Raw genomic sequence first — 25,107 nt, forward strand, 5'->3', positions numbered from 1 at the left:
CCAAGTTGATGTACAGACAATCGCACTGCATTGCTTTGGGTATTCGAGCTTGATTGAGATGATGTTTTGATTTGTTGAATAGCAGGCATAACGGCCTCCCTAATTTTAAGATAAAAATTTGGGGACTAGCGTTAGCAAAATTAAATTGTGAGAATTTTGAGGGTAAGCGATACCGGAACGTACACCTTCACTCTCAAGACCTGCAAAACGCATAGCCCAGAGCCCCAGACGAGTTAGGTCTAGAGGAATTTGAATCCATAAAACGGTTCAAATTAGGAAGTTACTTATTCACTATGGCATCATCTCGGTAGAAAAGGTTGAGGCAACTATAACGATGTTGACAGAATCGGTCAAACCTTCAATGTTCAAAACAGGTCTGTGAAAGGGACCTATTTTGATATTGAAACAGAATGGGTGTTACGTGAAGTATGATAAAACAGTCGTTTAACTAGGCTTGTGAAATGAGCCTAATCGATGGACCATTGAAATTAGTGTTTTACTTTTGCGTCGCTTGACGTCTTTTTGTACCAGTATCTCTGGCGACTAGTTCTTCTAGACATGATTTTACTTATTTTGGAATGTCGATCGGGTATTGCAGAATTGGAGCTGGAGGTAGAGTTTGGAGCGGTGAAATTAAGCTGGAATTCGGATTGCAAAGATGAAAGATAGATGTGACGCTGACGCGTCACATCTGTAAATGCTGTATTAGATAGCAGTTACGTTTGAAGCTTGAGGGCCTTTTTGACCTTGCTCAACATCAAAGCTTACTTTTTGGCCTTCAGCAAGAGTTTTGAAACCGTCAGAAACGATTGCACGGAAGTGAACGAATACGTCAGCGCCGCCGTTGTCTTGAGAAATAAAACCGAAACCTTTAGTTTCGTTAAACCATTTTACTGTACCAGTCGTTTTAGTAGACATAGAAACCTCTATATAATTAATAATTTTAATAAATGAACTACACGCAAAAGCTATTGTAAAGACTATGAAGGTTAAGCTATTCACAGGAGCTAAACGACAAGGTATCGAAAGAGTTCTGGGAGGAGGCTTCAACTAAATTTTTATCTAATAACTCATTTGCAAGAGCTGCGCATATTATACAGCTAACTCGGCAATTACCTAGCGTTTTTGAAGGATATTTTTAAAAAATGCCTGTTTGCTCAATAAATATTCGATATTTCAGTAGGTAAAGTCAATGGTTTTAACTGTGACGAGACAGAAAATTTGGCCTCCGCTTGCTGTTTAACGTGCTCAACAAAGACGATAGTAGGCGATTTCTATTCGCTCTATACCCTGTGAGGTTATCTCCATTACACCTAATTCTGTCACCACTAAATCCATCGCATTGCCCATGCCTAGCATCATTTTCCTTGGAATGATCCAATTGGCCAAAATACCCAGCTCATCAACCTTTCCTAAACGCCCATTGCCATGACTCCGCTAGTCATGATGGTCATGTTATCGTGCGGCTGCGTCTGGATTTGGGCGAGGGTGTTCGCTTTTCTCACACACGCTCCATTTTCAATGGCCCTTAGCGATAACAAACGAAAGCGTGCAATTTACTAAGAGTTACTTTTGCAGCAAACAACGGTAATCCTGAGCATTCAGCGTCGCAATCCTTTGATGTTCAGCGAGCCTCTTTAGCTCGGCAATCTGTGCGGCGTTGCTTTGGGCAAATTCACCGTGCCTATCGAGGTGATTATTCTCAAACCCAACTCTGACATCACCACCTAGCAGCATTGCGGCCGATAAGCACTGATGCTCGTACTGGCCAAAAGCGCACACTCCCCAACGCTGAGCAGTGAGGGCGGGTTCGCTGATCATGGCAACGAGCTCGATGGGTGTGGCTGTTTGAGTGGCGCTATAGCGACCTAGCACCAACAAAACATGGCGATGGGTTGCAGGTATCACACCTTGATCACACAACCTAAGATAAATCTCTACATCTTGGCGATCATACAAAATATATTGAGCAAAAATGTGTTCACTAGAGACCCAATCAAAAAACTGTGCAGATTGTCGAAACTGAGTCGTCAACTGTTCACCGTCTGGAAAAAGCTCGCGTAACGCAAAAGACGCTGCTTTTGGCTTTACCTGCTTAATTAAGGCTATCTGCTGCTGGGGAGAGTATTCACCAATGGCTTCTGTTGTGAGTTGGATCATTACGCTATCACCGAGTTCATTTTTCAACTCGCCATAAAGGGCCTGATTCACCTCTATGTCTAAACTATGCTTACCTTCATGGTCTCTTGCATGAACATGGATCATTGCCGCGCCAGCGTCGCGACACGATTTCGCATCTTCAACAATTTCTGACATCGTTATGGGCAACATTGGGTGATCGCTTTTTTGCTTTCTTGCTCCATTAGGAGCGGCAATGATGGCTATTGGTTTCAATCGCTTAATCCTCTTACATCCATTGTTTGGCACATACGTTAAGGGTCTGAACAAGTTTATCCACCAACTCAACGATTTGATCATCATTAATAATAAAAGGGGGTGCCAACAAGATGTGGTGCCCGTTTACGCCGTCAATGGTGCCTGACATCGGATAACACATTAAGCCCAGCTCCATGGCTGTGGTATGAATTATTTTGTGTGCTTGACTCTCGATTGGCAGCGGCTGTTTTGTTTGCTTGTTGGAGACCAATTCAATACCAATGAACAGCCCCTTACCTCTAATGTCACCAATATAGGCAAACGGTGATAACTTTTCTTCTAAGAGCTGCTTTAAATACTGCCCTTGGCGCTTCACATTCAATAATAACTGGTCTTGCTCAATTGCCTCTAACGTGGCTAAACCAGCTGCACAGGCCATGGGGTGACCCATGAACGTGTGACCATGTTGAAAAAAGCCGCTACCTGATGCAATGGTATCGTAGACAGTATCGCTGGCTAACACTGCCCCTATGGGTTGATAACCAGCCCCAAGACCTTTTGCCAAAGTGACTAGGTCCGGTACGGTTTGCTCCTGCTCAAAAGCAAAAAAGGTTCCAGTGCGCCCTACCCCGCACATCACCTCGTCAAAAATCAGTAAGATGCCATATTGGTCGCAGACTTTCCTGACCAACCGAAAATAGTCTGCTGTCGCGGTGAGCGCACCAGCGGTAGCGCCGACAACAGGCTCTGCAACAAACGCCATAACTTTATCTGGCCCAATCTGCACTATTTTTTGTTCCAGCTCGTCAGCCAATCTTTGCGAATAAGCCCTGTCACTCTCGGACGGGTGCTTATCTCGGTATGGATAGCAGGCTGACACATGGTGAGCGCTGGTTAGTAAAGGTTCATACTGACTTCTTCGCCACTGATTACCTCCAACGGCAAGTGCACCTAAGGTATTTCCGTGATAACTCTGCTTGCGCGCAATAAACTCAGTTCGCGACAACTCCCCCTTCTCGACAAAATATTGTCTCGCCATTTTGAGGGCGGACTCAACCGCTTCAGAGCCCCCACTGACAAAGTAGACATGGTTTAACGGATCAGGTGCAAGGTGAGTGAGTTTTTTCGCGAGTAGCTCACAACTGTCGGTAGTAAAAAAATGACTGTGAGCAAAAGGAATAGCCTCAAGCTGTTGAGCGATCCCTCGCTTTACGTGTTGATGATTATGTCCAAGGTTAGACACAGCCGCACCGCCGCACGCATCGAGATAACGACGACCCTGTTGGTCGAAAAGGTATACCCCTTCACCTCTAACAACAGTGGGCAGTTTAGAGTGGCAATGCCGATGAAACACCTTAGTCATGATTTGTCCTCATCCTCATAAGCGAGTGTTTATTATTTAGCCCGATTCTTTTACTTCAACAAGCGAGTAAATGTCACCCCCTATGAGCTTTTGGAATATGAGTGGTAAAAATTGATGGTTTTTTACTCATTGTCGAAATACACTGATTTCAACGTATCGCATGAGTAATGGTTATGATTAAGAGCAGTGAGTTTCCGTCAACGCGAGCTCTACGCACGTTTATGGCGGTTGCCAGTACAATGAGCTTTTCTAAAGCAGCTATTCAGCTGTCTGTTTCTCAGGGCGCGGTGAGTAAGCAAATTGCTGCACTAGAACAGCAATTAGGCCAACCTCTTTTTCATCGCCACATCAATGGTATTAATCTGACTAAAGCGGGCGAACGCTATTTACCCAAAGTCGCAGAAGCGCTTCAATTAATTCAAACTTCAACCGCCAACCTTATTCAAACAGACATGACGCGCGACGTATTAAGTGTCAATGTCACGCCATCCTTTGCAAGTCTTTGGTTGATTGAGCATATAGAGCTGTTTTCTAACCAACACCCTAACTTGCAAATCAGCATTAAAATTGGTGATGGCCCGGTAAAAAGCAGTCGCAATGACTGTGATGTCTATATTCGCTGTTTGCCGCTATCGAAACATCACGAGCATGCACACTTGCTTATGCAAGAGTCGCTGCAACTGGTTGGCTCAAACACATTGCTCATTGATAACCCATTACAGACTGTTCAAGATTTAAATCGCCACACACTCATACCACAGATCACTCGGCCACAACTGTGGGAGATGTTTACCAAGGAGCACCAATTGGCCCACACACCTCGCTACGGAAAAATTGGCTATGAACACTTTTATATGTCGTTAGAAGGGGTTAAAAGTCATCAAGGATTGGCATTATTACCCAACTTCATGCTGACCAATACGTTATTAAGCACACAACTGAACAACCCATTAGGACTGTCAATGCATAGCCCATACGGCTATTACCTGATTGCTCCTAACTATAAAAGGGGCATAGACAAAGTGCACCGCTTTGAACAGTGGCTAAACGCTACCCTTCAACCGGTTCACCCCTAACGAAGAGCGACGATGAGTGGCCGATTCACACTATGTTAATGCGTCAATGAAACGCAGTTTAAGCAGCGTCACTGCGAAGTCGGCGACTGTAGAGTCGCATAACCCTTTATCAAGTAGAGCATTTATCTCTTTAACGCACCCGCCCGAACGTAAATTTATGTAAAGACACTCTCACTCTGCGTCAAAATCGACCATTCTTTTTCTGATCGATTATTCGACAAACAACGTATTAAAAACGATATTTTAATCAGTGAGGACAAAACGGATGTCTAAGACCGATGCACCAGAGAAAGTAGAACAAAGAGCAATTCCCCAAGAAGCCTTTGATTGGTACGACGAATATGCCCACGGGCTTATTGATCGTCGAGAGTTCCTAACTCGCCTAACTGGGCTAGTTGCACTTGGGTTTACCATGACGACGTTAACGTCTGCCCTAATTCCTAACTACGCACTCGCCGAACAAGTCTCTTTTAACGACCCTCTTATCAAGGCAAGCTACGCGAAGTTTGATTCGCCTAAAGGCAGTGGTGAGTGTCAGGGATACTTAGTTGTGCCAAAAGATCTTGAAGGCACCGCTCCTGTTGTATTGGTGATCCACGAAAATAGAGGGCTAAACCCATACATTAAAGATGTCGCTCGACGCCTTGCGGCTAAAGGATTTATCGCGTTTGCACCGGATGCACTGTATCCACTTGGTGGTTACCCTGGTAACGATGATGAAGGTCGCGCTATGCAAAGCAGTATGGAGCGCGCGAACATAGAAGAAGACTTCTTAGCCGCAGCCGACTTCCTAAAGTCGCATGAGCTCAGCAGCGGCAAACTAGGCGCTGTCGGTTTCTGTTTCGGTGGTTACATTGTCAATATGCTAGCGGCAACCATTCCAGACAAGCTTGATGCTGGCGTGCCTTTTTATGGTACTCCTGCGGCAAAAGAGTTGAGAAAAAATGTCAAAGGCCCACTGATGCTTCAGTTTGCCAGCTTAGATAAACGCGTTAACGCAAGCTGGCCTGAGTATGAAGAAGAGCTTAAGGCGATTGGTGCCGATTACACCGCATATATGTACGAAGACGTGAATCACGGATTCCACAATGACTCTACCGGCCGCTACGCTGAAACCGAAGCTGAGTTGGCTTGGACACGTTCTATAGAATTCTTCGATAAACACCTTAATGGATAAAGACATCTCATTGATGTAATTGATAGCCAGATCAGGACTATACTCTTGGTCTGGCTGTTTTTGTTTCTAGCGACTGAAGCACGTGGTTAATAACACCCGTGATCACCGACGACTTACTAAAGGAAAATCACCTTGGCTCAACCAATAGTGTTATTCGACATCAATGAAACGGTCCTCAACCTTGCTACTTTGCAACCAAAATTTTCTGCCACATTTGGCTCAACAAAAGCACTTAAGATCTGGTTTTCTCAGCTGCTGCATACCTCAACCGTATGTATTTCTACCAAAATAGAAAGTGACTTCGCAACTTTAGCCGCAATAAGCCTAGACAGCGTTGCGATGCACTTTGATATCCGCTTAAATGATTCCACAAAAAAAGAACTGCTAAGTGGCTTCGCGCAACTTTCCGCACACGACGACGTCAAACCTGCGCTATCGTTGCTTAAAGAACACGGCATCAAAACCGTGGCATTCTCAAACTCATCGATGGCACTAATAAGCAAGCAGATAACCAATGCGGGTCTTGATGACTATTTTGACGACATCCTATCTGTGGAGTCGACCGGCAGTTTTAAGCCCGACCCTAAGGTGTACCATTTTGCTTGTAAGACGCTAAACACCGAGCCTAATAAACTGCGGTTAGTAGCTACACATGACTGGGATACGCATGGCGCTATGTCAGCAGGTTTACAAGCCGCGTATATAGCGCGAGCCCCTGCTGTATATAACCCACTTTATCTGCAACCAGATATTCAAGGGGCTACGATGGTAGACATAGCAAATCAAATACTCGAAGCAGCCGATTAGCTTCTATTGTAGGAAATTGTCTCTATAAATTCGCTGTGTTGTTTGCTGCGTTCAAAGATGAAGTCTCGAAATGCTTTAACCCGAGTGGGTATCAGCTTTCTATCTGCCCAAACGATGTAAGCTCTGCCGTCAGGGCATGTAACGTCAGGGAGAACTTGAGTTAATCTCCCTTCTCTGGAAAAGCGATTGTAGGTTGCTATGGGCATCAGACATATTCCTGCCCCAGCTAACGCTGCGTCCACATTTAGCCTCAAACTCCCAACAGCATATTTAGGTACGTAAGGGACAATCACTTTTTTTCCATTCTCAATCAACGCCCATTGCACAGGTTTTCTTCCTGAAAGTAAGCGATGTTTAAGCAGCTCTTTCGCTTTATTAGGGGTGCCCCATTTATCTAGATAACACTGTGTCGCAGCCAATACGAGTGGAGATTGAACCAACAAGCGCTGGATCAAGTGATTTTGTTTGACTGGGTTGGTTACGAGTGCGATATCGATTCGATCTTCGACAAAACGCTCAGTGCTGGTATTAAATTCGATTGAGAGCGTGATGCCAGGATGCATATCCATAAACTCTAAAGCGATGGGCTGAATAAACGCATCAACAATAGGTTCTGGGCATGAAATGCGAATTTCCCCTGTCAGCTCGGGCTGACTATTGGATAGATTCGACCACTCTTCATCGAGTTGACAAATAAGCGCACCAAAACGCCGGTAGTATTCTTCACCTGCGTTAGTCAGTTCAAACTGTTTTGCGTTGCGGTGAATAAGCTTCTCCTGCAGCTGCTGCTCCAAGTTAGTTACCGCTCTTGATAACGTTGGAGCTGATGTACCACACTTGGCACTAGCCGCTGTAAACCCACCATTTTCAACAGCTTGGCAAAATAAATAAAGATTAGATATGTCTTTAGATCTCATTTTTAACCTTTCATATTTGCAAGCTTAGATTTCAATGTTGGCTATTTTTGAACAGTAATATCCAGACTATGATAGAGCAAAGTCAGAGTCAAATGGAGTCGTTGATGAAGAAGTTCCCACGCAAGTTTCAGTACCCATTGATCGCGTCAATGGTGATGCCGACCATGTTACTGAGTATGCCCGCTATACTGGTATCAAAGCATCTCCCTGCTGATGAGTCTTTTTTAGATGCATGGTTAAGTGCTGTATCGTACATGGTTCCCATTGCGCTGATGCTATTTGCGGTAGTCGCGCCATTAGCCCGGCTCATAGTAACTAGAGTTTTATTAGTACCAGAAGACTCAACCACACCGGATTCGTAGCTTTGTCATAGACGCAATTTACCGTAAACTACTCACTTTGCCTTTTCGCTTGCTTTCATTGACGAGCAACACCCCGTCAATGATTTCATAAGCCACGTCATTTGGAATTAGTTTGTGCTCTCTACACGTCCCGCCAACTCTGTAATCGTCCTCGATTTTGAAACAACCGGCCTATCGCCTAATCAAGGTGATCGCGCCATCGAAATTGGTGCCGTAAAGCTTGAAAATGGAAAGATCGTCGATCGGTTTCAACGTTTAATGAACCCCGGATTTAGAGTCAGTGGTTTTATCGAAAACTACACTGGTATCACCAATACTATGCTGACCACCGCCGACGATTGTGCGACCGTGATGAATGAATTTGCAGACTTCATTCGAGGCAGCAATTTAGTTGCGCACAATGCCTCATTCGATAAACGCTTTTTGGACGCAGAGCTGGAGCTGATTGACCGAGAGTATGATGGTGAATTCGCCTGCTCCCTGCTAATTTCAAGACGACTAACGCAAGAGGCTCCATCCCATAAGCTCGGTGATCTCGTTCGATACCATGACATTGACAATGACGGCGTATTTCACCGTGCATTAGCCGATGCAGAAGTCACCGCCTCACTATGGCTGGTACATTTAGCCAGCCTTGAGCAGCAATTTTCTGTTACCAACCCAGACTTTGCGCTAATGAAGAAAATATCCAAAACACCAAAAGCTAAAGTAAGCATGCTACTCGAGAAATAACAATAGTGGGGTCAGAGTCAATTGACTCTGACCCCACGGAATTTAAGGACAGGGAGTCTATGAACCAGTCGCATCTGCAATGGCGTTACAGTATCCAGCAGGGCCTGCATTGGGCGGTTGTTGGGATTATGATCCCGATACTGGTATTGATGATTCAGTCCATTGGAATGTCTTTACGGCAGGTTGGTATGATCATGGCTGTATATGTTGGCACAACGGCCGTTTTGGAAATTCCATTGGGTGGCATGGCCGATCGCTTTGGGCGAATGCGCACCTATCAATGCTCAATTTTGGTCAATATTGCTGGGTTTACGGCTCTCTATTTTGCCACCGATTTTACATCGTTGATAATAGCGGCGTCCTTTTTGGGCGCGGCAAGAGCAATCTACTCGGGCACTCTCGACGCATGGTTTTATGATGCGTTTAAACAAGCTGGCTCGTCTCCAGAAGCAGAGCTCAATTACCATAGCGCGTTAGCACGCGTAAATGTGTTTCTTACACTAGGTTTGGTTTGGCGTTAGGCTCTTTGTTGGGTGGCATATTACCATCCACCAATTTGTCTGCAACCTTCCAACACCCCTTTCAACTCTCGATTTTAGTGACCATTATTGGCAATACTCTCCTTTTGTTCGCCACTCACTGGCTTCTCGCCAAGCCGTATTTCGCGACTCGTGGCACCGCTGCACCAGCGAACGCAACACACGGCGTTGGCAAAACCATCGTTCAGGCGCTTAGACACGGAGCCTCGCACAAAGTGGTCTCCAAAATGTTGTTTACGATAGTTGGGTGCGGCGTTGTTTTAATGAGTATCGAAAACTTTTGGCAGCCTTTTCTTGAGCCGTTAGCCCAGCAGTCAGGGTATGGCACGGCGCTCTTTGGGATCGTCACGGCACTTTACTTTTTGATGTCTGCGCTTTCATCTATCGCATCGGTGACGCTGCTCAGGTGGTTTAAACAGTCGCATTCTCAGTTGATGTTGTACACGCGAATACTTGCTGCCTGCACACTGATTGGTCTCAGCCTAAGTACTCATGTGTTCGAATTCACTGGGTTGTACTTACTGTTTTTCTTCCTGTTCACGGTCGGCAACAACTCTGAACAAGTGGTATTGAATGATTATACGCCAGAACATTTCCGCTCTACGATGCTATCGGTTAGTTCATTTTCGGTCACACTTGGTGCAATAGGTTCCTCACTGCTGTTCGGCTGGGTATCTGAACATTATTCCATCACACTGAGCTGGATGGTCTGTGCCGTTATACTTTCAATGACGTCATTAGCTTTTGTACCAATGAAACGTCACCTAGTAGGACAAAGCGTTATTAACCAACACTAGACAACCTATAAGCCAAACTTAAAGGTGCTAACTCGTACCGCAAGCGCAATTTCGCCACAATAGCTCTATCGAAACAACACTGCTAGAGAGATTGCACAACATGAAAGGTCTAAAAAAACACATTATTTCACTACTTGTAGGCTCAACGTTAGCCGCAGGTTCACTTGGTGTCGCTGCCAACGAATTCGCGACAGCGAGCGAGTTAGGGCTGATGCAAGGATTCCCACCAACTGCAGAAAAAATGGTGGATAAGTCTAACGCGCTGTTTACTCCTCCATTCAATCGTTGGTCTTACCTAAACATGCGCTCTATTTACCCAAGCACAGGCATCGAAAATGCCGAACAAGCCATTGCGGTTGAGCGTGAAATCGACAATACAATTTTAGCCTTAGGCGTTAACAAAGCAGGTGAAGATGGTTTTCAAACCGACGAAGTCGTTGATATGAAAACCTACTTCAAAGAAACCTATACCGATGCACTGGTCGTTGTAAAAGGTGATCAAGTCATTTTCGAACACTACGACAATGGTATGAACGCCAATCACCCACATCAAATGATGTCGGTAACCAAATCATTTGCTGGGCTGTTCGGTTTAATGGCGGTCGCTGATGGCAAAGTTAAAGAGAGCGATTTAGTCACTGATGTACTTCCTTCTCTAACGGCCTCTACTGGCTTCTCAGGAGCGACGTTTGGCCAAGTATTGGATATGACCAACTCAATTGATTTCTCAGAAGACTACGCGGATCCAAACTCTGGGATCGTACAATACGCAAAAGTACTTGGATTGATGGATGATGACGGCAGTGCAGATATTGCGAACAGCATCTACGACTTTTTGCCTACCCTGAAAAAAGACCAACAACACGAGCACGGAGATATTTTCCACTATCAAACACCAAAAACTGACGTCGTTAATTGGCTCACCAACATGGCAACCGGTGTCTCGTTCCAAGAGAATTTAGCAGAGCGCTTATGGAAAAAACTGGGTACTGACGGCGAAACTTATGTGCTTTTAGATAAGAACGGGACTTTGTTTGCGGGCGGTGGTCTAAACGCTACACCGAATGATTTATCACGCTTTGCGATGATGATGCTAAATGACGGTGTGTACAACGGCGAACAAGTTGTCGCGAAAGAGACTATTGATAAACTCGCAGCGGGTGGCGATCAACAAGCATTTGCCAATGGCACCGAAGCACACGGTGTAATGGGTGAAGAGCCATGGAGCTACAGAGCTCAGTGGTGGGTTCGCCACGTAGAAGGCAAAGAGTCTTTCAATGCAATCGGTGTACATGGTCAATGGATATACATCGACAAAGAGCGTGACATTGCCATCATCAAGCAATCTTCACAGCCTGTCTCATCTAATGATTACTTTGATGGGTATAACATCAGTGCATTCGATGCCATCATTGAACACGTCACCAACAAATAGCGACCGAAAAGTGGGGTCAGAGTCAATTGACTCTGACCCCATTAAATTGGGCGAAGCGCTCAAGTTCATCTCGTAGATCATGATCGAACTCCTCGCGATGGGCGAGCTTATGTTCTTTGTGCAGTGAATGAACAACCAGCTGGCCGCTTTTTTTATCCGCTTTACAGTCCACTCGAGCCACCAATTCTCCTTGCCACAAAATGGGAAGGCAGAAATAGCCAAATTCTCGTTTCGCTTCTGGAAAGTAGCATTCTAGTTTGTAATCAAAACCAAATAGATTAATGGCCCGTGAACGCTGAATAAGTAGATTATCAAACGGAGATAAAATTGCAGCGCGTCGACGGTTTAATCTCTGATCAATAAGCGCCAAAGTCTCTGGTGTTGTGTAATAGACACTTGACTCAATAGCGAGTGCCACCAACTCTTTGTCCTCGCACATCTCTTGCAATAGCCGTGCTATCTGGCTTTTTATTCCTTTGAGTAAATAACTCATCTCGGCAGCGTTACCAAATCCATGGGCTCGAATGAAGCCTTTAATGAGATATCGACAATACTCTTCATCGGTAGGCATTGAGCAATCAACGTGTGTAGGTAATACACGCTCGGTTAAATCGTAGACCTTGTGGAAATTGCGACGCTCTCGAATCATCAAGTCACCTTGCATGTACAGGTTTTCCAACGCCTGCTTCGTCGGTTTACTGCCCCACACACCAAGCTTTTTGCTCGTTCCTTCAAAATCTTTGGCCATCAGCGGACCTTCGGTCTCAATACGCTCTAATGCATGCTTCATTAGAGAATGATCTTTGACAAACCAGTGTCTCTGCATATCGGTTTTTAGTGCGTGCTTACGAGGCAGCGTAAAGCGAAAGTCGCGCATCGGCAAATATGATGCAGCGTGCGACCAATACTCAAAGGCAAACCCTTGATTGACCATTTGATCGAGATGAGTGAGTTGATAGTTGGGATTGCGGCTCCACAGTACGTGATGATGGGCTCGCTGCACCACAGAGATCGTATCTATTTGCAGATAGCCCAATTGCTCAAATGCATTCTTTGTCTCTTGGTAGCCGTTGCCATTGACCGTTCTAGCGGGTAATTTTTGGCTTAACAATGCCAATTTTTTGGCTTGAGCTAGTGATATTTTTTCCATTTTCCTACCCTAACTTAACCAACCCAAAAGTAAATCTTTCTGTCATGAATCGGTGCTATGTTGTACGCTGTTTGTAGCGAATCAAAGGCTCGATTCTTTCACGATTTCATTTCAATAACACGGGTAACTCACATGGACTTAGCGTTTCATCACATTGCAATTATTTGCTCTAACTATCCACAGTCCAAGCATTTTTACCATAAAGTATTAGGGTTTGAGATCATCGAAGAGACCTACCGCGCTGAGCGCGATTCCTATAAGCTAGACTTAGCCATCCCCTCGGGAGGACAAATAGAGCTGTTCTCTTTTCCTAATGCACCAGAAAGGCCAAGCTACCCAGAAGCACAAGGGCTTAGGCATCTTGCATTTGCGGTTAATGATATTGAAGAGAGCATTGCGCAGTTAGCCAAACATGACATTGCTGTTGAACCGATTCGAATTGACGAGCTCACAGGCAAAGCGTTCACTTTTTTCCAAGATCCCGACGGGCTTCCACTCGAGCTTTATCAAAAATAGAATTCAAAACATGACTCAACATTACCAAGCTTTTATTTTCGACATGGACGGTGTCCTGCTCGATTCTGAGCCTTTTTGGCGTCGTTCACAAATTGAACTACTGCGAGAAATGGGCCACACCATCACTATTGATGATTGCATTGCAAACACAATGGGAAAGCGTATCGACGACATAGCGAAGTGCTGGATAAAACGCTTCAAACTAGCGCTAACCGTTGAAGAGTTAGCCCAGTCAATTCTCAATAGAACCATTACGTTGATTTCTAAAGAAGCCATCGCAACCGAAGGGTTACATCACTTGGTTGGCTATCTAAAGACGACACCATTAAAGATTGGCCTAGCAACGTCATCAAGTCAGGCTGTCATTGACGCGGTGGTTAATACGCTAGGACTCAATGAGGAGTTCGACGTTACCTTAAGTGCCGATGAAGTGGTTAATGGCAAGCCGGCACCCGATGTCTATTTAGAAGTGTGCCGCCGTCTGGAGGTCGATCCAACATTGTGCTTTGCCTTAGAAGATAGCTTAACAGGTGTCAAAGCAGCCGTTGCCTCCGGTGCAATAACAATCGCCAAACCTGAATTCGAGGGTGCTGACTTCGATATTGCCCGCTATCAAGTCAGTCATTTATCGGAAGTGATTGATATTGTCGATCAGCTAATCTAACTATCTGGATCCGTTTTAACTTGACTGTCTGATTGGCGGGGAACAATGGTAGCGACGTACCAATTGCGTGTATCAAATTGCATATTTTCTAATTTGTTGAGCATTAACTTCGCCATCTCTTCGCCAACGGCAAGCGTATCGTAGCTTAAAGAGGTAATTGACGGCTTGCTGTAGCGGCTGTGTTCATAATCACCATAACCGGCAATCGCTACATCAATACCGGGCTGATACCCAAGCTCTTCACATGCGGCAATAGTGCCAAGTGCCATGGTATCGTCAGCGCACAGGATTGACGTAGGGCGTTTGGCCAAAGACATCACTTCTTTGGTCATCGCCATAGCGGCATCTTCATTGAGTTCACCATTGAGTAACCACTTATCATTGACCTCAAGGTTGGCCTCACGCATTGCTTTCAAATAGCCCTGCTGACGCGCCTGAGAAAGCGTTAGCTCGATTGGCGCATCCAAAAATGCTATCCGTGTGTGTCCCAGGTTAATCTGCCGCTTGGTTAATTCGTAAAATGCTTGTTGATTGTCTACATCGACAAAACTCTCTGAATCAAATCCCTCGATAAACCCATGACATACGAAAGGAAAATTCTGATCCGTAAGCATTTTAATGCGTGCGTCGTCGCTGCGAGTTCTTACAATAAACAATCCATCCACTAATCCCCCACTGGTTAATTGAGAGTACACCTGCTGCTCATCTTGAGATTCAGAAATAGTGGTTACGATTAATTGATAGTCATACTTACTGAGTAAGGCTGCCGCTCCTGCCAAAACTTTAGAAAAGGCGGGGGACACAAACATCCTAGAGGCAGCAGGCAAAATGATCCCGACATTGCGAGAACGCCCGGATGCAAGGCGTTTAGCGGTCGGATTGGCACGATAACCAAGCTCCTGCGCCGCCGCTAACACCTTTTTACGCGTGTTGGCATTGACGTCGCTATAGCCATTGAGCGCCCGCGATACCGTCGACTTTGATAAGCCCAAATGTTCTGCAAGTTTCTTAATTGACATTGTTTAATCCATTATCAACGAATACATCTCGAATAGCCGTATGTTGGACTCGTTTACTCACTTAGACTTCGCTCCATAAACCATTACACGCAAGTAACAGAATTCACTTTTAACCAATTTTAACGCGAATGGGAACCCACTCATGGCCAAAGTGCGTGACCACTACTTATAAGCGGCGCTGAGTTTGTTCATCAAACAGCAGCACCCTAGACAGGTCGACTAACAAGTCCATTTTCTCGCCGCGAGAAATCTCCGAGCGAAGATCCAGTCGAGCTTTAACCTTATCGTCACCAAGATGGAACAGCACTTCCTTATCAAACCCCATTGGCTCTACAAGTTCGATATCGACCTCGCTAAAGTTAAAGGTCGCCTCGCCATCAGAAAAGAACGCCTTGTCATTAAAAAAGTCAGGTCGGATCCCAACTTTAACCGGCAATCCTTCCCCATCAATAGGTTCATCAAAACTCACATTGGTGAGTTGCTGCCGTGGTAGAGAGTAGTTCCCGAGTTGTAAGTGGTCACTATAAAGACGACCATCCATTATATTCATCGACGGCGAGCCAATGAATGTGGCCACAAAGATGTTTATAGGATTAAGGAATATATCCATTGGCGAACCCACTTGCTCGATAATCCCATCACGGATCACCACAACTTTATCGGCCAAGGTCATCGCCTCTACTTGGTCATGGGTAACGTACACACTTGTTCGACCAAATTGGTGATGTATCTGCGCAATTTCAGTTCGCATATGGTTGCGAAGTTTCGCATCAAGGTTAGATAGTGGCTCGTCGAATAAAAAGCAGTCGGCATCACGAACAATCGCCCGCCCCATCGCCACACGTTGACGTTGTCCACCCGAAAGATCTGCCGGTTTGCGTTTAAGATACTCTTCCAGTTTAAGCATCTTCGCTACATCGTTTAAGCGCTGCTGAATTTCAGCTTCCTTCATCTTTAATCGGCGCAGCGCAAACACGATATTTTCTTCGACTGTTTTATGTGGGTATAGCGCGTAGTTTTGGAACACCATCGCTAGATTGCGATTTTGCGGTTCTATATCATTCACCACGCGCTCGCCAATCGTAATCTCGCCCGATGTTGGTTGTTCTAAGCCCGCAATCATGCGCAATGTGGTCGACTTTCCGCAACCTGATGGCCCAACTAGTACAACAAATTCGCCGTCATCAATATCCAGGCTGATATCTTTAACGACTTTGGTATCACCATAGTTTTTTACGATATTTTTCAGAGAAATTGCCGCCATAATATTAACCTTTTACCCCGCCGTCCGTTTTACCACCGTCCATATGACGCATTGCGAATAAGAAACAGATCACAACTGGGGCTAAGGTCAGCATGGAAGCTGCCATGATTCGGTCCCAAATTGCATTCTTTGACACAAACAGTTCTTGCAAAGCCAGCGGCAAGGTATAGAACTCTTTAAATTGCTTTAAAAATACCGATGCAAACAGGTACTCGTTCCATCCAATAATGAAGCAGTACATAAACACTGTCGCCAACATAGGCAAAGACAACGGCAGCACCACTTTCCAGATAGCTTGTTTACGTGAGTAGCCATCCATCATCGCCGCTTCTTCTAACGCAAACGGGATGCTGCGAAAATAATTACCCAGCATATACAAGGCCACCGGCAGGGTTTGAACGATGTAAATCGCAAACAGGCTTATCACGCTGCCCCACATAGAGGTTGCCAGCCCCACATTCACCGCCATTTGATACAGCGGCACCATTAAAAGGACGCCGCCGACCATATACACAAACAGTACTGAGCGTTGCACAATCACTTGCCCTGAAAACTGCAATCGACTGATCGAATACGCCCCCATAACTGCGAAAACCAACGACACCGCCGCCGCACCTGCCGAAATCAAAAAACTGTTGAGCATATAGCGCCCAAACGGGAACACGTCGCTGGTATCGGTGTATTTGGCCAATATCGCGTCTTTCTTGTTTTGCGGTATTTTGGGGTTATCGAGAATTTTCTTAATCGCCGCCGGGACTTCGACCTCTTTTTGCTCAGCCAAACCCAGCAGTTCTTTGTACGCATCCAAGTTGACGACTTGAGGGATGAGTGACGGGTTTCCCCAATCAAACTGATGCTTTAGCGAGGTTGACAATATTTGCGCAAAGGGCAACAAACAAAAGCTCACTAGCAGCATAATAGCGACCCAAAACCCCACTCGACTTTTCCATGTTTTTCTACCTAACATTGAGGATCACCACTTCAGAATTTTCTTAACGTAGAACCAAATCAGCACACACAACACCGCAAACTGGATCACCGAGGTCGCGGCTGCAAGACCCTGATCTATCACGCCCGTAAACGCTTGGTAGTAGGTAAATACCGGTAGTGTTTGAACATTGGGAGCCAGTAAGAACACATCTTCAAATCGATTTAAGTTCCAGATAAGGCGTAAAATGACCACGGTCGCCAATACAAAGTAAATCTCAGGCAGAGTGACATGAAAAAAGCGTCCAATCGGCCCATAGCCATCAATGGCTGCCGCTTCATATTGATCTTTAGGAATGGACGAAAGTTTTGAAAGGATCAGTAAGTAAGCAATAGGAAAGTGCTTCCACACATCAAATAAAATCACCACCCATACCGCTGTGTCAGGTTCGCCAATCAAATTTGCACGGGCGTCCCAAAGGTGGAGAACGTCTACCATTAGCCAGTTAAAAACCCCGTTAACGGGATCAAATAAAAATTGCCAACCAAACACCACCGAAATTACCGGGGCAAAATAGGGCATTAAAATCGCGGCGCTGACCAGTCCCCGCCCTTTAAACGGCTCTCGCATTAGCAATGCTACAGCCAGCCCTAACACTGTGGTTCCAACTACGGTACCCAATAGATAAATGCTTGTTGTACCGATTGACGAATAATAGTCTGGGTTGGACAACAGTCGAGCGTAGTTTTCGACGCCGACAAAGGTTTTGTCGCCATTGAGTTTGACGTCAAAAAAGCTTAGATAAACATTAAATACAATTGGATAGAGTATCAAAAGCCCAATAATGGCTAGGGTTGGTGCCACCAACTTCCAACCTAACCGTGCTTCTGCTCTCTCTAATGGAGTCATGCATCCTTCCTATCGAGACAGTTTCCTGAAGAAATGTTGCGCAATCCGATGCGCTGCTCGTCGACGTACTGACAAGGCGTTGGCACAAATGCACCAACGCCTTTGCTCTACTACTTAGCCACTTGCATCATCTGCTCTTCGGCCCAATCTAACGACGCTTGTGTGTCTTTATCTTCGATTACGGCGCTGTAAATCATACGAGGGATGATCTGCTTGGAGAATATTTCACCAGATTCTGGGAACGCTTTTCCGTCCACAATGGAGAAATTCTTAATGTTCTCAAATCCAGCAATGATCTCTTTGATCGACTCTTTACCATAATTGGCAAAGATTCCTTTAGGATCGTTTAAGAACTCATCAGTTTCTGCAATATCGCGCAGCATTGGCAAGTGACCACCCGGTGCCATATGAGAGTAGGCAACCACTTGGTCACGTTCATTCATGTATTCGATGAACGCTTTTGTGGCATCGACTTCCGCTTGATTGTCGTTTTTCATGATTGAAAAGCCGACCAAAGTACCGAACGTCGACGGACTGGTGTGAGTAATGGTTGTCGCCAATCGAGTATTTTTCGCCAAATCAGGGTCAAAGGTTGCACCTTTGAGGTCGCTGAAGTTTTCGTTACTCAGTGAGCTTGCCGCGGCTTCAGCTAGTGCAATGTCATCCATGATGTAGGTGGAATAGAAAAACATCGCCAGCTTACCTTGCAAGTAATAGTCTCTGGCGCGCCAAGTTTGTGGTCCAGGGGGCGTATATTGTGACAAGGTTTTATAGAAATCGAGCACCTCTTTTTGAGCTTCTGAATTGAATATCAGCTTGCCGTTTCGATCGAACTGCGGCGCGTCATTAGACAGAGCAAACTGGGTATAGACCTGCTCGGCATAACTGTCGGCCTTAGTGCCGATCAATATTCCGTATTGATTCTCTTTTGGGTTGTTAAAGTGCTTTGCCGCTTTCTCGATACTTTCCCACGTAGTTGGCGGCTCTAAGCCAGCTTCTTCAAACCAGTCAGCGCGGTACCAAATGCCTTGTACCCAACCACGATAGGGCAATGCCACATATTGTTTTTTAGCCGGATCCTCTACCAGTTTTAACGCGCCGGTATAGAAACGGTCGATCCCTACGTTATTAATCACTTCTGTTGTCGCTTCAAGATCTACAATGCCTTGCTCTGAAAACGCTAGAGATAAGTTTGAGCCCACTTCTATCATGTCGGGTAACGTATTTGACGCGGCCGCAGCAGCGATTTGTTTCGGTATATCGTTTTCATCGACCGCGACCAGCTTAATATCGATGCCAGGGTTCAGCGCTTCGAATACATCAGCCATAACCTCGATGGTTTGCATTCGATCAGACTGAGTTTGCGTCGTCCAATATTCGACTGTTGTCATCGCTAGGCTGCTCATGGACATTCCTGCTGCAGCGAGTCCTAACGTTAGCGTCTTCAGTTTCATGTTTATGTCCTTATTTGTAGGGTCTGTCTTATTATTCCCCTTTGGGGGTTGTGCGCACCGCGATGTTGGCGCTGCGCAAAATCTTATTGATGTTTAAGCCATAACACCTGATAGGGTTGTATGGTTAACAGTTGAGCTACACGCGTGCCAGAGAGCAAGTCAATATTAAGTCCAGCCAGCAATTTCGTGCTGTCGAGCTCCAACTGCTGCGCGCTAATATTGATCACCACAGCAAGAGATTCATCACGCACCAATGTCACAAGCCTTGTGTCCACATCGACCACCCGCTGTGATGTACTGGGCGAAAACGCTACCTCACTGCACCGTACGGTCAGTAGTACCTTAAATCTAGAAAGCACTTGGCTTCGTCTCGAGTTAGGCTCAGCTAAGCTTTTATCCAGTGATTGACGATGCAGCTTTTCTCTATTAATTGCGCGGTTATAGCCCAACTTTTGTAAGCCTTGTTGATCATTTAGCGAGCCTAAAAGGCTATGAATGTAAATTCCGGGAACGCCAGCCATTGACAGCAATATTGCCTGCGCAGCCATAAAACGATCTAAATTAGTCTTATCGTCACAAGCGGGATCGCTGATGGCATCAAAGTAGTTTATGTTGAGCTCGTAAGGGCTTTGCGTTCCATCACCATTGTCTTTATAAGACACCCGTCCACCATTTCGCTGAACAACGTTTAGCAAAGAGTCCACTTGTTGTTTATTCAATATGCCTTCAACAGGTCGCACACCAATGCCGTCATGAGAGGCCAAGAAGTTAAAGAAGGTGGTGCCAGGCGAGCTAGGTTCTAACTCGCTCATCCAGCGCATAATAATGCTGCTATCGCCAGTTTGCAGGGTGTGAAGAGTTAACGGGGGCAATGGAAACTGATACACAAGGTGCGCTTCGTTATCCCCACTGCCAAAGTAGCTGATGTTGTCCTGATGAGGAACATTGGTTTCGGTGATCAACTTTACCTGAGGAGCCGCGACATCCAGTATTGCGCGCATGGCCTGCACCAACGCATGAGTCTGCGGTTGGTGAATACACGGGGTATCTAATTCTTTCCACATAAACCCAATGGCGTCTAAGCGAATAAATGACGCACCTTGTTCGGCATAAAACAGCAATAACTCGACGATTTTCTGAAACACATTTGGACTGCGAAAGTTAAGGTCGATTTGATCGTCACTAAACGTTGTCCATATATGTTTTACCCCGCGTGAGGTTTCAAAAGGAGTCAGTAAGGGAAGCGCTCGAGGTCGAGTCACGGAGCTGTAATCGCGATCCGGATTCGCTTCGGTGAAGAAATCAATATACTGGAGATCTCCATTAAGATACCCCTGAAACCATTCACTAGACTTAGAGATATGATTAATCACTCCATCGAGCATCAAGTCATAGTGCTCGGCCAATTCGTGAATATCATTCCAATCCCCCAGCTGTGAATTAATTTTCCAATAATCTACAACTGAGAAACCATCATCTGACGTATACGGAAAACAAGGCAGGATATGAACCGCTGAAAGCACCTCTTTTACGTGCTTATCCAGAAATCGCTTAAGCGCCGTAAGGGACGACACGCCTTCCTCAAGAATAGAGTCACCGTAAGTGATGAGCATGACATCTTTCTGATCAACCCAATCACCCATTACATGCCCTATAGCGTTGTCAGAGGCAACGTCGACAAGCTTTGGCAATAATTGCTTAAGTTGCGCAGGCGAATACACACCAGCAAGTATTTGCTGAAGGTCACGATGAAGTGCACTACGTTGTTTGAAATCTAAGGCCATTTTTGTCCCTTAAAAACTAAACATTCTCACTACCAAAACCGGTTTTGGTGTCTAATCAAAAAAAAGTGACTCGGTGTCGTCACTCGTTTGCAAATTTGAATGGACTGAGTCTAGGCGCCAAAATGCGATTAATATTTGACCAAGATCGCACTATTCGAAAAACAAAACCGGTTCTGCTAATATCGTGATGGTGATCAATTTTTAACCACTCAATATCTAATGTTCGACCGTAGCAAACAACAGGTACGCTACATTAGGAAGAGTTAATATGAATGGAAGCAGAACAATGAATATATTACTTGCCCATTTTCGAGTAGGTGAAACGGATGGTGTATCTCTAGAGATGGACAAGTGGAAGTGGGCGCTAGAAAGTCTAGGACACAACGTCATATACCTTGCAGGAAGTGCCGGTAATTGTGATGCAGAGTTAATACCAGAGCTGCACTATTTGGACGCTTTTAACGACAAGATCACACAAAATTCCTACATAAAACGAACAGACTACCCCAGCGACTGTGCATTGCTAGAAGCGATTGAACGGCAAGCTGAGCGTATCGCGGTCAAAATTGAACAAGTGATCACCAAGCATCATATTGATGTCATGGTACCCAACAATATGCTGTCACTTGGTTATCATTTACCTGCTGCGATTGGGTTAGTGAATGCCGCAATCGCCACACACACTCGCGTTATCTGCCATCACCACGATTTTCATTGGGAACGAATTAAGTACTCTCAACCCACTTCATCTGGCGTGACCAAATTGCTCGACAACTATTTCCCGCCCACTCACCCACTGATCGAGCACTGCGTGATTAATCATCTCGCACAAACGGAAATGCAATCTCGCTGCCAACTTGAGGCTACCGTGGTACCCAATGTATTTGATTTCGCTGGAAATGAATGGGGTATTGATGACTACAACCAAGATCTCCGTTCTCGTTTTAATATTCGAGCTAACGATATTCTCATCTTACAAGCCACCCGAGTGGTGGCTCGAAAAGGAATTGAGATAGCTATAGATCTCGTCGAAACTCTTATGTCACTGCGCCAACAGTTGGAAAACGCTCCTTTGTACAATGGACAAATTTTCACTAAAAACAGCCGGATCGTGCTTGTATTCGCTGGGCTGTGTGAAGAGCCAGAATACATGGAGAAGCTCAAACATAAAGCCAGTGCGCAAGGCGTCGAGCTTGAGTTCATTAATGACTGGGTCGGCCATTCTCGAAGTAATAAACAGGGTCAAAAAATCTATTCTTTATGGGATGTGTACAGCCACGCCGATCTCATTACCTACCCAAGCCTGCTTGAAGGCTGGGGGAATCAATTTCTTGAAGGGTTAGTCGCCAAAGTCCCTATGGCGGTGTATCGCTATCCAGTTTTCGATTCAGATATTCAACAGTTTCAATTTAATATCATCGACTTGGGAAATGACCATCAACTCGATTCCAACGGACTCGCGGTGATCAAAACAGAGCGGTTACTAAGCGCTGCACACGCGTGCCTCGAGTATTTAATAGATGGTGAAAAAAGACGAGACAGAATGGAGCAAAACTACGCCATTGGGCAACACCATTTCTCCTATAACGCTTTAAAAAGCAAGCTAAATGGGATTTTTTCCAACGCCCTTTAGCAGTTGCAGTTGTGTCACATACTTTTGTGAAACACCGATCTATGATGAGACATTGTTAAATCCAATACTTAATGTGCCTGTTCGCCATGAAACCACTACGACGAAAACACCAAGTAAGCTGGCGGCAAAAAGGAGAAGCGCCTGATTACCGCTTCTCACTCGCCAATGAGCGAACCTATCTCGCTTGGATACGAACCGCGTTGGCGCTGCTTGCTGGAGCTGTGGGCATCGATCAGCTTACACCCGAACTTGCTGATCCCAGCATTCGTATCATCATTTCAACCGCACTGTGTTTGTGCTCTGGATTGCTTGCTCTATTTGCTTATCGTCGCTGGGCAAGTAATGAACAAGCCATGCGGCTAAACCAAACACTCCAATATACCCGTTTCCTAAAAATCGTTAGCATCGTGATGATTTTACTCACCCTTGTGATCGCATTGGTCATTGCACTATGACCCGGGATCCTGGACTGCAACCTGAAAGGACAGCTATGTCCTGGATTCGCACCCAACTTCTCATGTTTGGTGCGGGGCTTTTGCTGTTTAAAATTGGGGAGACTAACGAGCAATACTTGGTTGCTGGGCTTGGTATATTTTGTATCTGTACTGCCGCTGCTAGTACGCTCTATTTAAAACAGCGCTTTACCAAATTGTTTAGTAATGACACGGCTGTCTCTCGTTGGGAGTTTGAAGTGAAGCAATGGTTGTCTGCGTTACTGGCTCTAATGGCGTTTGGGTATCTCCTATCCATGTGGCTTCGCTAAGCCGAAAACGGCATAAAAGCGACAACACCAAAAAGCAGCGTCCGTTGCAAATGACTCCTATACTTCAAAACACTTGGCTGAATTCATCAAACAAGCGCGAGGATTCCCCTCAACGTCTTAGTAAGGAGCATGCTATGGGTTTTCTATCTTGGATTATTCTTGGGCTAATTGCGGGGGCATTGGCGAAATGGCTTATGCCTGGAGAAAATGGTGGAGGGTGGTTTTTGACCATGTTGCTCGGAATAGCGGGCGCTTTTGTTGGTGGTTACGTTGGCAGCTTAGCCGGATTTGGGGGTGCTGACGGGTTAAATATCGGCAGCATTGTAACCGCAACTTTAGGCGCTTTTATACTGCTGTTTGTGTACACCCGCTTCATCAAGGACTAATTGCACTTTAACACGTCTACCCCAAGGCTATCGACCTGCCTTGGGTGGGGTACTTGTTTTCTACACTCCACTCTAGCAAATAATGACAATGCCCAAATCTAAAGGGTTTGCGTGAGCATTATCCAATTTCCGCAGCCATCATCTAAAGTGGCAATTAACGCATCTCCGGTATTTTGCACGTCACCTTGAAAGCTGACCCCTAGCTCTGTCAGTCGCGCCACCTCAGCGTCCATATTGTCAACTTCAAAGGAAGTACAAGGTATACCTGCGTCTTTAAGCGCAGCTTGATACACTTTGGCTGGCTCAAAAGCCATCGGCTCTAACAGCAGTTCTGTTCCTTCGAGATGATTAGGTGCGACTAAAGTAAGCCACCGATACTCTCCCATTGGAATATCGTGTTTGACCACAAAGCCAAGTTTTTGGGTGTAAAAGTCGTGCGCAACTTGCTGATCTTTTACCGCAACGCTTGTGATATTGATGCTTATCGACATGTAATCAACCTTAATAATAGTTCTTTAGCCATCGCCATTTATACCAACCAAATCAACTAACTAAGCCGTTAATTACTTCGATTGGGCATTACTCAAATTTTCCGTCACTTTGTCGGCTAATTTTTTTAGTAAGGCTGCTTCTTCAGGAGTGATTTGCACTTTACACCCCATTTGGTCTGGCACCGTTAACGCTTTTTGTTCCAACTCTACACCTAGAGGTGTTAGCGATATCTCACGTGCTCGCTCGTCGGTAAGACTGCGTTTTCGAACAACCAACCCTTTCTGCTCCATACGCTTTAGAAGCGGGGTGAGCGTGCCGGAATCTAAGCGAAGTTTTTTGCCAATCTCTTTAACGTTCAGCGGCGATTCACGCCACAGCACAAGCATTGCCATGTACTGCAAATAGGTTAAATCCAATTCGTCTAACACTGGGCGGTACGCCCTAGTAATGGCGTTTGTCGCCGAATACATCGAAAAGCAAATTTGCTTATCAATATCGAGTAATGTGTCGCAGCTCATGGTTAGCCTCGTCAATAATTTAGATATATTGTGCACAATATACTTG

27 protein-coding genes are annotated in these 25,107 nt (G+C 45.4%); 14 read left to right on the forward strand and 13 right to left on the reverse strand.

Annotated features, from left to right (window positions below; all coding sequences use genetic code 11):
• Positions 1-705: 705 nt before the first annotated feature.
• From cspE to JQC93_RS00285, 3 genes are all read right to left on the reverse strand, one after another.
• Positions 706-918: a transcription antiterminator/RNA stability regulator CspE gene (gene cspE / locus JQC93_RS00275; RefSeq protein WP_084885147.1), complete on the reverse strand. Its 213-nt coding sequence runs from the start codon at positions 916-918 to the stop codon at positions 706-708.
• Positions 919-1,566: 648 nt separating this feature from the next.
• On the reverse strand, positions 1,567-2,394 hold the full coding sequence (locus JQC93_RS00280) for a BKACE family enzyme (RefSeq protein WP_236009199.1): 828 nt from the start codon (positions 2,392-2,394) through the stop codon (positions 1,567-1,569).
• A gap of 13 nt (positions 2,395-2,407) precedes the next feature.
• Complete coding sequence (locus tag JQC93_RS00285; RefSeq protein WP_205156486.1) at positions 2,408-3,739, reverse strand: aspartate aminotransferase family protein; 1,332 nt, start codon at positions 3,737-3,739, stop codon at positions 2,408-2,410.
• Between the two features lie 173 nt (positions 3,740-3,912).
• On the opposite strand from JQC93_RS00285, the gene JQC93_RS00290 reads away from it, so the two are divergent.
• The 3 genes from JQC93_RS00290 to JQC93_RS00300 all read left to right on the forward strand — a co-directional run bounded on the left by JQC93_RS00290 (position 3,913) and on the right by JQC93_RS00300 (position 6,799).
• The gene (locus JQC93_RS00290; protein ID WP_205156487.1) at positions 3,913-4,815 is read left to right on the forward strand and encodes a LysR family transcriptional regulator; all 903 of its coding nucleotides are present in this window, start codon (positions 3,913-3,915) and stop codon (positions 4,813-4,815) included.
• Positions 4,816-5,080: 265 nt separating this feature from the next.
• A complete protein-coding gene (locus JQC93_RS00295; RefSeq protein WP_205156488.1) occupies positions 5,081-5,992 on the forward strand; it encodes a dienelactone hydrolase family protein in 912 nt (303 codons plus the stop codon).
• 132 nt (positions 5,993-6,124) lie between these two features.
• Positions 6,125-6,799 (forward strand): haloacid dehalogenase type II, encoded by a 675-nt coding sequence (locus JQC93_RS00300; protein ID WP_205156489.1) that lies wholly within the window; start codon positions 6,125-6,127, stop codon positions 6,797-6,799.
• On the opposite strand, the gene JQC93_RS00305 is transcribed toward JQC93_RS00300, so the two are convergent.
• On the reverse strand, positions 6,796-7,716 hold the full coding sequence (locus JQC93_RS00305; protein ID WP_205156490.1) for a LysR family transcriptional regulator: 921 nt from the start codon (positions 7,714-7,716) through the stop codon (positions 6,796-6,798). The genes JQC93_RS00300 and JQC93_RS00305 overlap by 4 nt on opposite strands.
• Before the next feature lie 104 nt (positions 7,717-7,820).
• Here JQC93_RS00305 and JQC93_RS00310 point away from each other — a divergent pair, with 104 nt between their 5' ends.
• From JQC93_RS00310 to JQC93_RS00330, 5 genes are all read left to right on the forward strand, one after another.
• Positions 7,821-8,078 carry a DUF2798 domain-containing protein gene (locus JQC93_RS00310; RefSeq protein ID WP_205156491.1) on the forward strand — a complete coding sequence of 86 codons (258 nt, stop codon included), beginning with the start codon at positions 7,821-7,823 and terminating at the stop codon, positions 8,076-8,078.
• Between the two features lie 114 nt (positions 8,079-8,192).
• A complete protein-coding gene (locus tag JQC93_RS00315) occupies positions 8,193-8,810 on the forward strand; it encodes a 3'-5' exonuclease (protein ID WP_205156492.1) in 618 nt (205 codons plus the stop codon).
• A 59-nt stretch (positions 8,811-8,869) separates the two neighbouring features.
• Positions 8,870-9,331, forward strand: a complete 462-nt coding sequence (locus JQC93_RS00320; RefSeq protein ID WP_205156493.1) for an MFS transporter — start codon at positions 8,870-8,872, stop codon at positions 9,329-9,331.
• Positions 9,322-10,146 carry an MFS transporter gene (locus tag JQC93_RS00325; protein WP_205156494.1) on the forward strand — a complete coding sequence of 275 codons (825 nt, stop codon included), beginning with the start codon at positions 9,322-9,324 and terminating at the stop codon, positions 10,144-10,146. Before JQC93_RS00320 ends, JQC93_RS00325 begins: the two co-directional genes overlap by 10 nt.
• A 100-nt stretch (positions 10,147-10,246) precedes the next feature.
• Complete coding sequence (locus JQC93_RS00330) at positions 10,247-11,581, forward strand: serine hydrolase domain-containing protein (RefSeq protein ID WP_205156495.1); 1,335 nt, start codon at positions 10,247-10,249, stop codon at positions 11,579-11,581.
• 22 nt (positions 11,582-11,603) lie between these two features.
• On the opposite strand, the gene JQC93_RS00335 is transcribed toward JQC93_RS00330, so the two are convergent.
• Positions 11,604-12,731, reverse strand: coding sequence for a winged helix-turn-helix domain-containing protein (locus tag JQC93_RS00335; RefSeq protein ID WP_205156496.1), 1,128 nt, complete (start codon positions 12,729-12,731; stop codon positions 11,604-11,606).
• A 132-nt stretch (positions 12,732-12,863) separates the two neighbouring features.
• On the opposite strand from JQC93_RS00335, the gene gloA2 reads away from it, so the two are divergent.
• A complete protein-coding gene (gloA2, locus tag JQC93_RS00340; protein ID WP_205156497.1) occupies positions 12,864-13,247 on the forward strand; it encodes an SMU1112c/YaeR family gloxylase I-like metalloprotein in 384 nt (127 codons plus the stop codon).
• Between the two features lie 10 nt (positions 13,248-13,257).
• Positions 13,258-13,911 carry an HAD family hydrolase gene (locus JQC93_RS00345; RefSeq protein ID WP_205156498.1) on the forward strand — a complete coding sequence of 218 codons (654 nt, stop codon included), beginning with the start codon at positions 13,258-13,260 and terminating at the stop codon, positions 13,909-13,911.
• On the opposite strand, the gene JQC93_RS00350 is transcribed toward JQC93_RS00345, so the two are convergent.
• From JQC93_RS00350 to JQC93_RS00375, 6 genes are all read right to left on the reverse strand, one after another.
• Positions 13,908-14,930 carry a LacI family DNA-binding transcriptional regulator gene (locus tag JQC93_RS00350; RefSeq protein ID WP_205156499.1) on the reverse strand — a complete coding sequence of 341 codons (1,023 nt, stop codon included), beginning with the start codon at positions 14,928-14,930 and terminating at the stop codon, positions 13,908-13,910. The genes JQC93_RS00345 and JQC93_RS00350 overlap by 4 nt on opposite strands.
• A 166-nt stretch (positions 14,931-15,096) precedes the next feature.
• Positions 15,097-16,194, reverse strand: a complete 1,098-nt coding sequence (locus tag JQC93_RS00355; protein WP_205156500.1) for an ABC transporter ATP-binding protein — start codon at positions 16,192-16,194, stop codon at positions 15,097-15,099.
• 4 nt (positions 16,195-16,198) lie between these two features.
• Complete coding sequence (locus tag JQC93_RS00360) at positions 16,199-17,161, reverse strand: carbohydrate ABC transporter permease (protein ID WP_205156501.1); 963 nt, start codon at positions 17,159-17,161, stop codon at positions 16,199-16,201.
• Between the two features lie 6 nt (positions 17,162-17,167).
• A complete protein-coding gene (locus JQC93_RS00365; protein ID WP_205156502.1) occupies positions 17,168-18,031 on the reverse strand; it encodes a carbohydrate ABC transporter permease in 864 nt (287 codons plus the stop codon).
• Positions 18,032-18,141: 110 nt separating this feature from the next.
• The gene (locus tag JQC93_RS00370; protein ID WP_205156503.1) at positions 18,142-19,485 is read right to left on the reverse strand and encodes an ABC transporter substrate-binding protein; all 1,344 of its coding nucleotides are present in this window, start codon (positions 19,483-19,485) and stop codon (positions 18,142-18,144) included.
• 83 nt (positions 19,486-19,568) lie between these two features.
• Positions 19,569-21,269, reverse strand: coding sequence for a sugar phosphorylase (locus JQC93_RS00375; RefSeq protein WP_205156504.1), 1,701 nt, complete (start codon positions 21,267-21,269; stop codon positions 19,569-19,571).
• 286 nt (positions 21,270-21,555) lie between these two features.
• Between JQC93_RS00375 and JQC93_RS00380 the strand changes: the two genes are divergently transcribed.
• From JQC93_RS00380 to JQC93_RS00395, 4 genes are all read left to right on the forward strand, one after another.
• Positions 21,556-22,902, forward strand: a complete 1,347-nt coding sequence (locus JQC93_RS00380) for a glycosyltransferase family 4 protein (protein WP_205156505.1) — start codon at positions 21,556-21,558, stop codon at positions 22,900-22,902.
• An 86-nt stretch (positions 22,903-22,988) separates the two neighbouring features.
• A complete protein-coding gene (locus JQC93_RS00385) occupies positions 22,989-23,357 on the forward strand; it encodes a YidH family protein (protein ID WP_205156506.1) in 369 nt (122 codons plus the stop codon).
• A complete protein-coding gene (locus JQC93_RS00390; protein ID WP_268980134.1) occupies positions 23,354-23,665 on the forward strand; it encodes a DUF202 domain-containing protein in 312 nt (103 codons plus the stop codon). Before JQC93_RS00385 ends, JQC93_RS00390 begins: the two co-directional genes overlap by 4 nt.
• A 134-nt stretch (positions 23,666-23,799) precedes the next feature.
• Positions 23,800-24,051 (forward strand): GlsB/YeaQ/YmgE family stress response membrane protein, encoded by a 252-nt coding sequence (locus JQC93_RS00395; RefSeq protein ID WP_205156508.1) that lies wholly within the window; start codon positions 23,800-23,802, stop codon positions 24,049-24,051.
• Between the two features lie 98 nt (positions 24,052-24,149).
• On the opposite strand, the gene JQC93_RS00400 is transcribed toward JQC93_RS00395, so the two are convergent.
• Positions 24,150-24,542, reverse strand: a complete 393-nt coding sequence (locus JQC93_RS00400) for a VOC family protein (RefSeq protein WP_205156509.1) — start codon at positions 24,540-24,542, stop codon at positions 24,150-24,152.
• Between the two features lie 72 nt (positions 24,543-24,614).
• The gene (locus tag JQC93_RS00405) at positions 24,615-25,061 is read right to left on the reverse strand and encodes a MarR family winged helix-turn-helix transcriptional regulator (protein ID WP_205156510.1); all 447 of its coding nucleotides are present in this window, start codon (positions 25,059-25,061) and stop codon (positions 24,615-24,617) included.
• Positions 25,062-25,107 lie beyond the last annotated feature (46 nt).

This window comes from Vibrio ulleungensis, from assembly GCF_016900875.1.
Taxonomy (GTDB): Bacteria; Pseudomonadota; Gammaproteobacteria; order Enterobacterales; family Vibrionaceae; genus Vibrio; species Vibrio ulleungensis.

What these genes read in the sequence shown, in the direction of transcription:
- cspE (WP_084885147.1), bottom strand. Translation starts at nt 918, where the DNA reads ATGTCTACTAAAACGACTGGTACAGTAAAATGGTTTAACGAAACTAAA.
- JQC93_RS00285 (WP_205156486.1), bottom strand. Translation starts at nt 3,739, where the DNA reads ATGACTAAGGTGTTTCATCGGCATTGCCACTCTAAACTGCCCACTGTT.
- JQC93_RS00290 (WP_205156487.1), top strand. Translation starts at nt 3,913, where the DNA reads ATGATTAAGAGCAGTGAGTTTCCGTCAACGCGAGCTCTACGCACGTTT.
- JQC93_RS00295 (WP_205156488.1), top strand. Translation starts at nt 5,081, where the DNA reads ATGTCTAAGACCGATGCACCAGAGAAAGTAGAACAAAGAGCAATTCCC.
- JQC93_RS00305 (WP_205156490.1), bottom strand. Translation starts at nt 7,716, where the DNA reads ATGAGATCTAAAGACATATCTAATCTTTATTTATTTTGCCAAGCTGTT.
- JQC93_RS00310 (WP_205156491.1), top strand. Translation starts at nt 7,821, where the DNA reads ATGAAGAAGTTCCCACGCAAGTTTCAGTACCCATTGATCGCGTCAATG.
- JQC93_RS00320 (WP_205156493.1), top strand. Translation starts at nt 8,870, where the DNA reads ATGAACCAGTCGCATCTGCAATGGCGTTACAGTATCCAGCAGGGCCTG.
- JQC93_RS00330 (WP_205156495.1), top strand. Translation starts at nt 10,247, where the DNA reads ATGAAAGGTCTAAAAAAACACATTATTTCACTACTTGTAGGCTCAACG.
- JQC93_RS00335 (WP_205156496.1), bottom strand. Translation starts at nt 12,731, where the DNA reads ATGGAAAAAATATCACTAGCTCAAGCCAAAAAATTGGCATTGTTAAGC.
- gloA2 (WP_205156497.1), top strand. Translation starts at nt 12,864, where the DNA reads ATGGACTTAGCGTTTCATCACATTGCAATTATTTGCTCTAACTATCCA.
- JQC93_RS00345 (WP_205156498.1), top strand. Translation starts at nt 13,258, where the DNA reads ATGACTCAACATTACCAAGCTTTTATTTTCGACATGGACGGTGTCCTG.
- JQC93_RS00350 (WP_205156499.1), bottom strand. Translation starts at nt 14,930, where the DNA reads ATGTCAATTAAGAAACTTGCAGAACATTTGGGCTTATCAAAGTCGACG.
- JQC93_RS00355 (WP_205156500.1), bottom strand. Translation starts at nt 16,194, where the DNA reads ATGGCGGCAATTTCTCTGAAAAATATCGTAAAAAACTATGGTGATACC.
- JQC93_RS00360 (WP_205156501.1), bottom strand. Translation starts at nt 17,161, where the DNA reads ATGTTAGGTAGAAAAACATGGAAAAGTCGAGTGGGGTTTTGGGTCGCT.
- JQC93_RS00365 (WP_205156502.1), bottom strand. Translation starts at nt 18,031, where the DNA reads ATGACTCCATTAGAGAGAGCAGAAGCACGGTTAGGTTGGAAGTTGGTG.
- JQC93_RS00370 (WP_205156503.1), bottom strand. Translation starts at nt 19,485, where the DNA reads ATGAAACTGAAGACGCTAACGTTAGGACTCGCTGCAGCAGGAATGTCC.
- JQC93_RS00375 (WP_205156504.1), bottom strand. Translation starts at nt 21,269, where the DNA reads ATGGCCTTAGATTTCAAACAACGTAGTGCACTTCATCGTGACCTTCAG.
- JQC93_RS00380 (WP_205156505.1), top strand. Translation starts at nt 21,556, where the DNA reads ATGAATATATTACTTGCCCATTTTCGAGTAGGTGAAACGGATGGTGTA.
- JQC93_RS00385 (WP_205156506.1), top strand. Translation starts at nt 22,989, where the DNA reads ATGAAACCACTACGACGAAAACACCAAGTAAGCTGGCGGCAAAAAGGA.
- JQC93_RS00390 (WP_268980134.1), top strand. Translation starts at nt 23,354, where the DNA reads ATGACCCGGGATCCTGGACTGCAACCTGAAAGGACAGCTATGTCCTGG.
- JQC93_RS00395 (WP_205156508.1), top strand. Translation starts at nt 23,800, where the DNA reads ATGGGTTTTCTATCTTGGATTATTCTTGGGCTAATTGCGGGGGCATTG.
- JQC93_RS00400 (WP_205156509.1), bottom strand. Translation starts at nt 24,542, where the DNA reads ATGTCGATAAGCATCAATATCACAAGCGTTGCGGTAAAAGATCAGCAA.
- JQC93_RS00405 (WP_205156510.1), bottom strand. Translation starts at nt 25,061, where the DNA reads ATGAGCTGCGACACATTACTCGATATTGATAAGCAAATTTGCTTTTCG.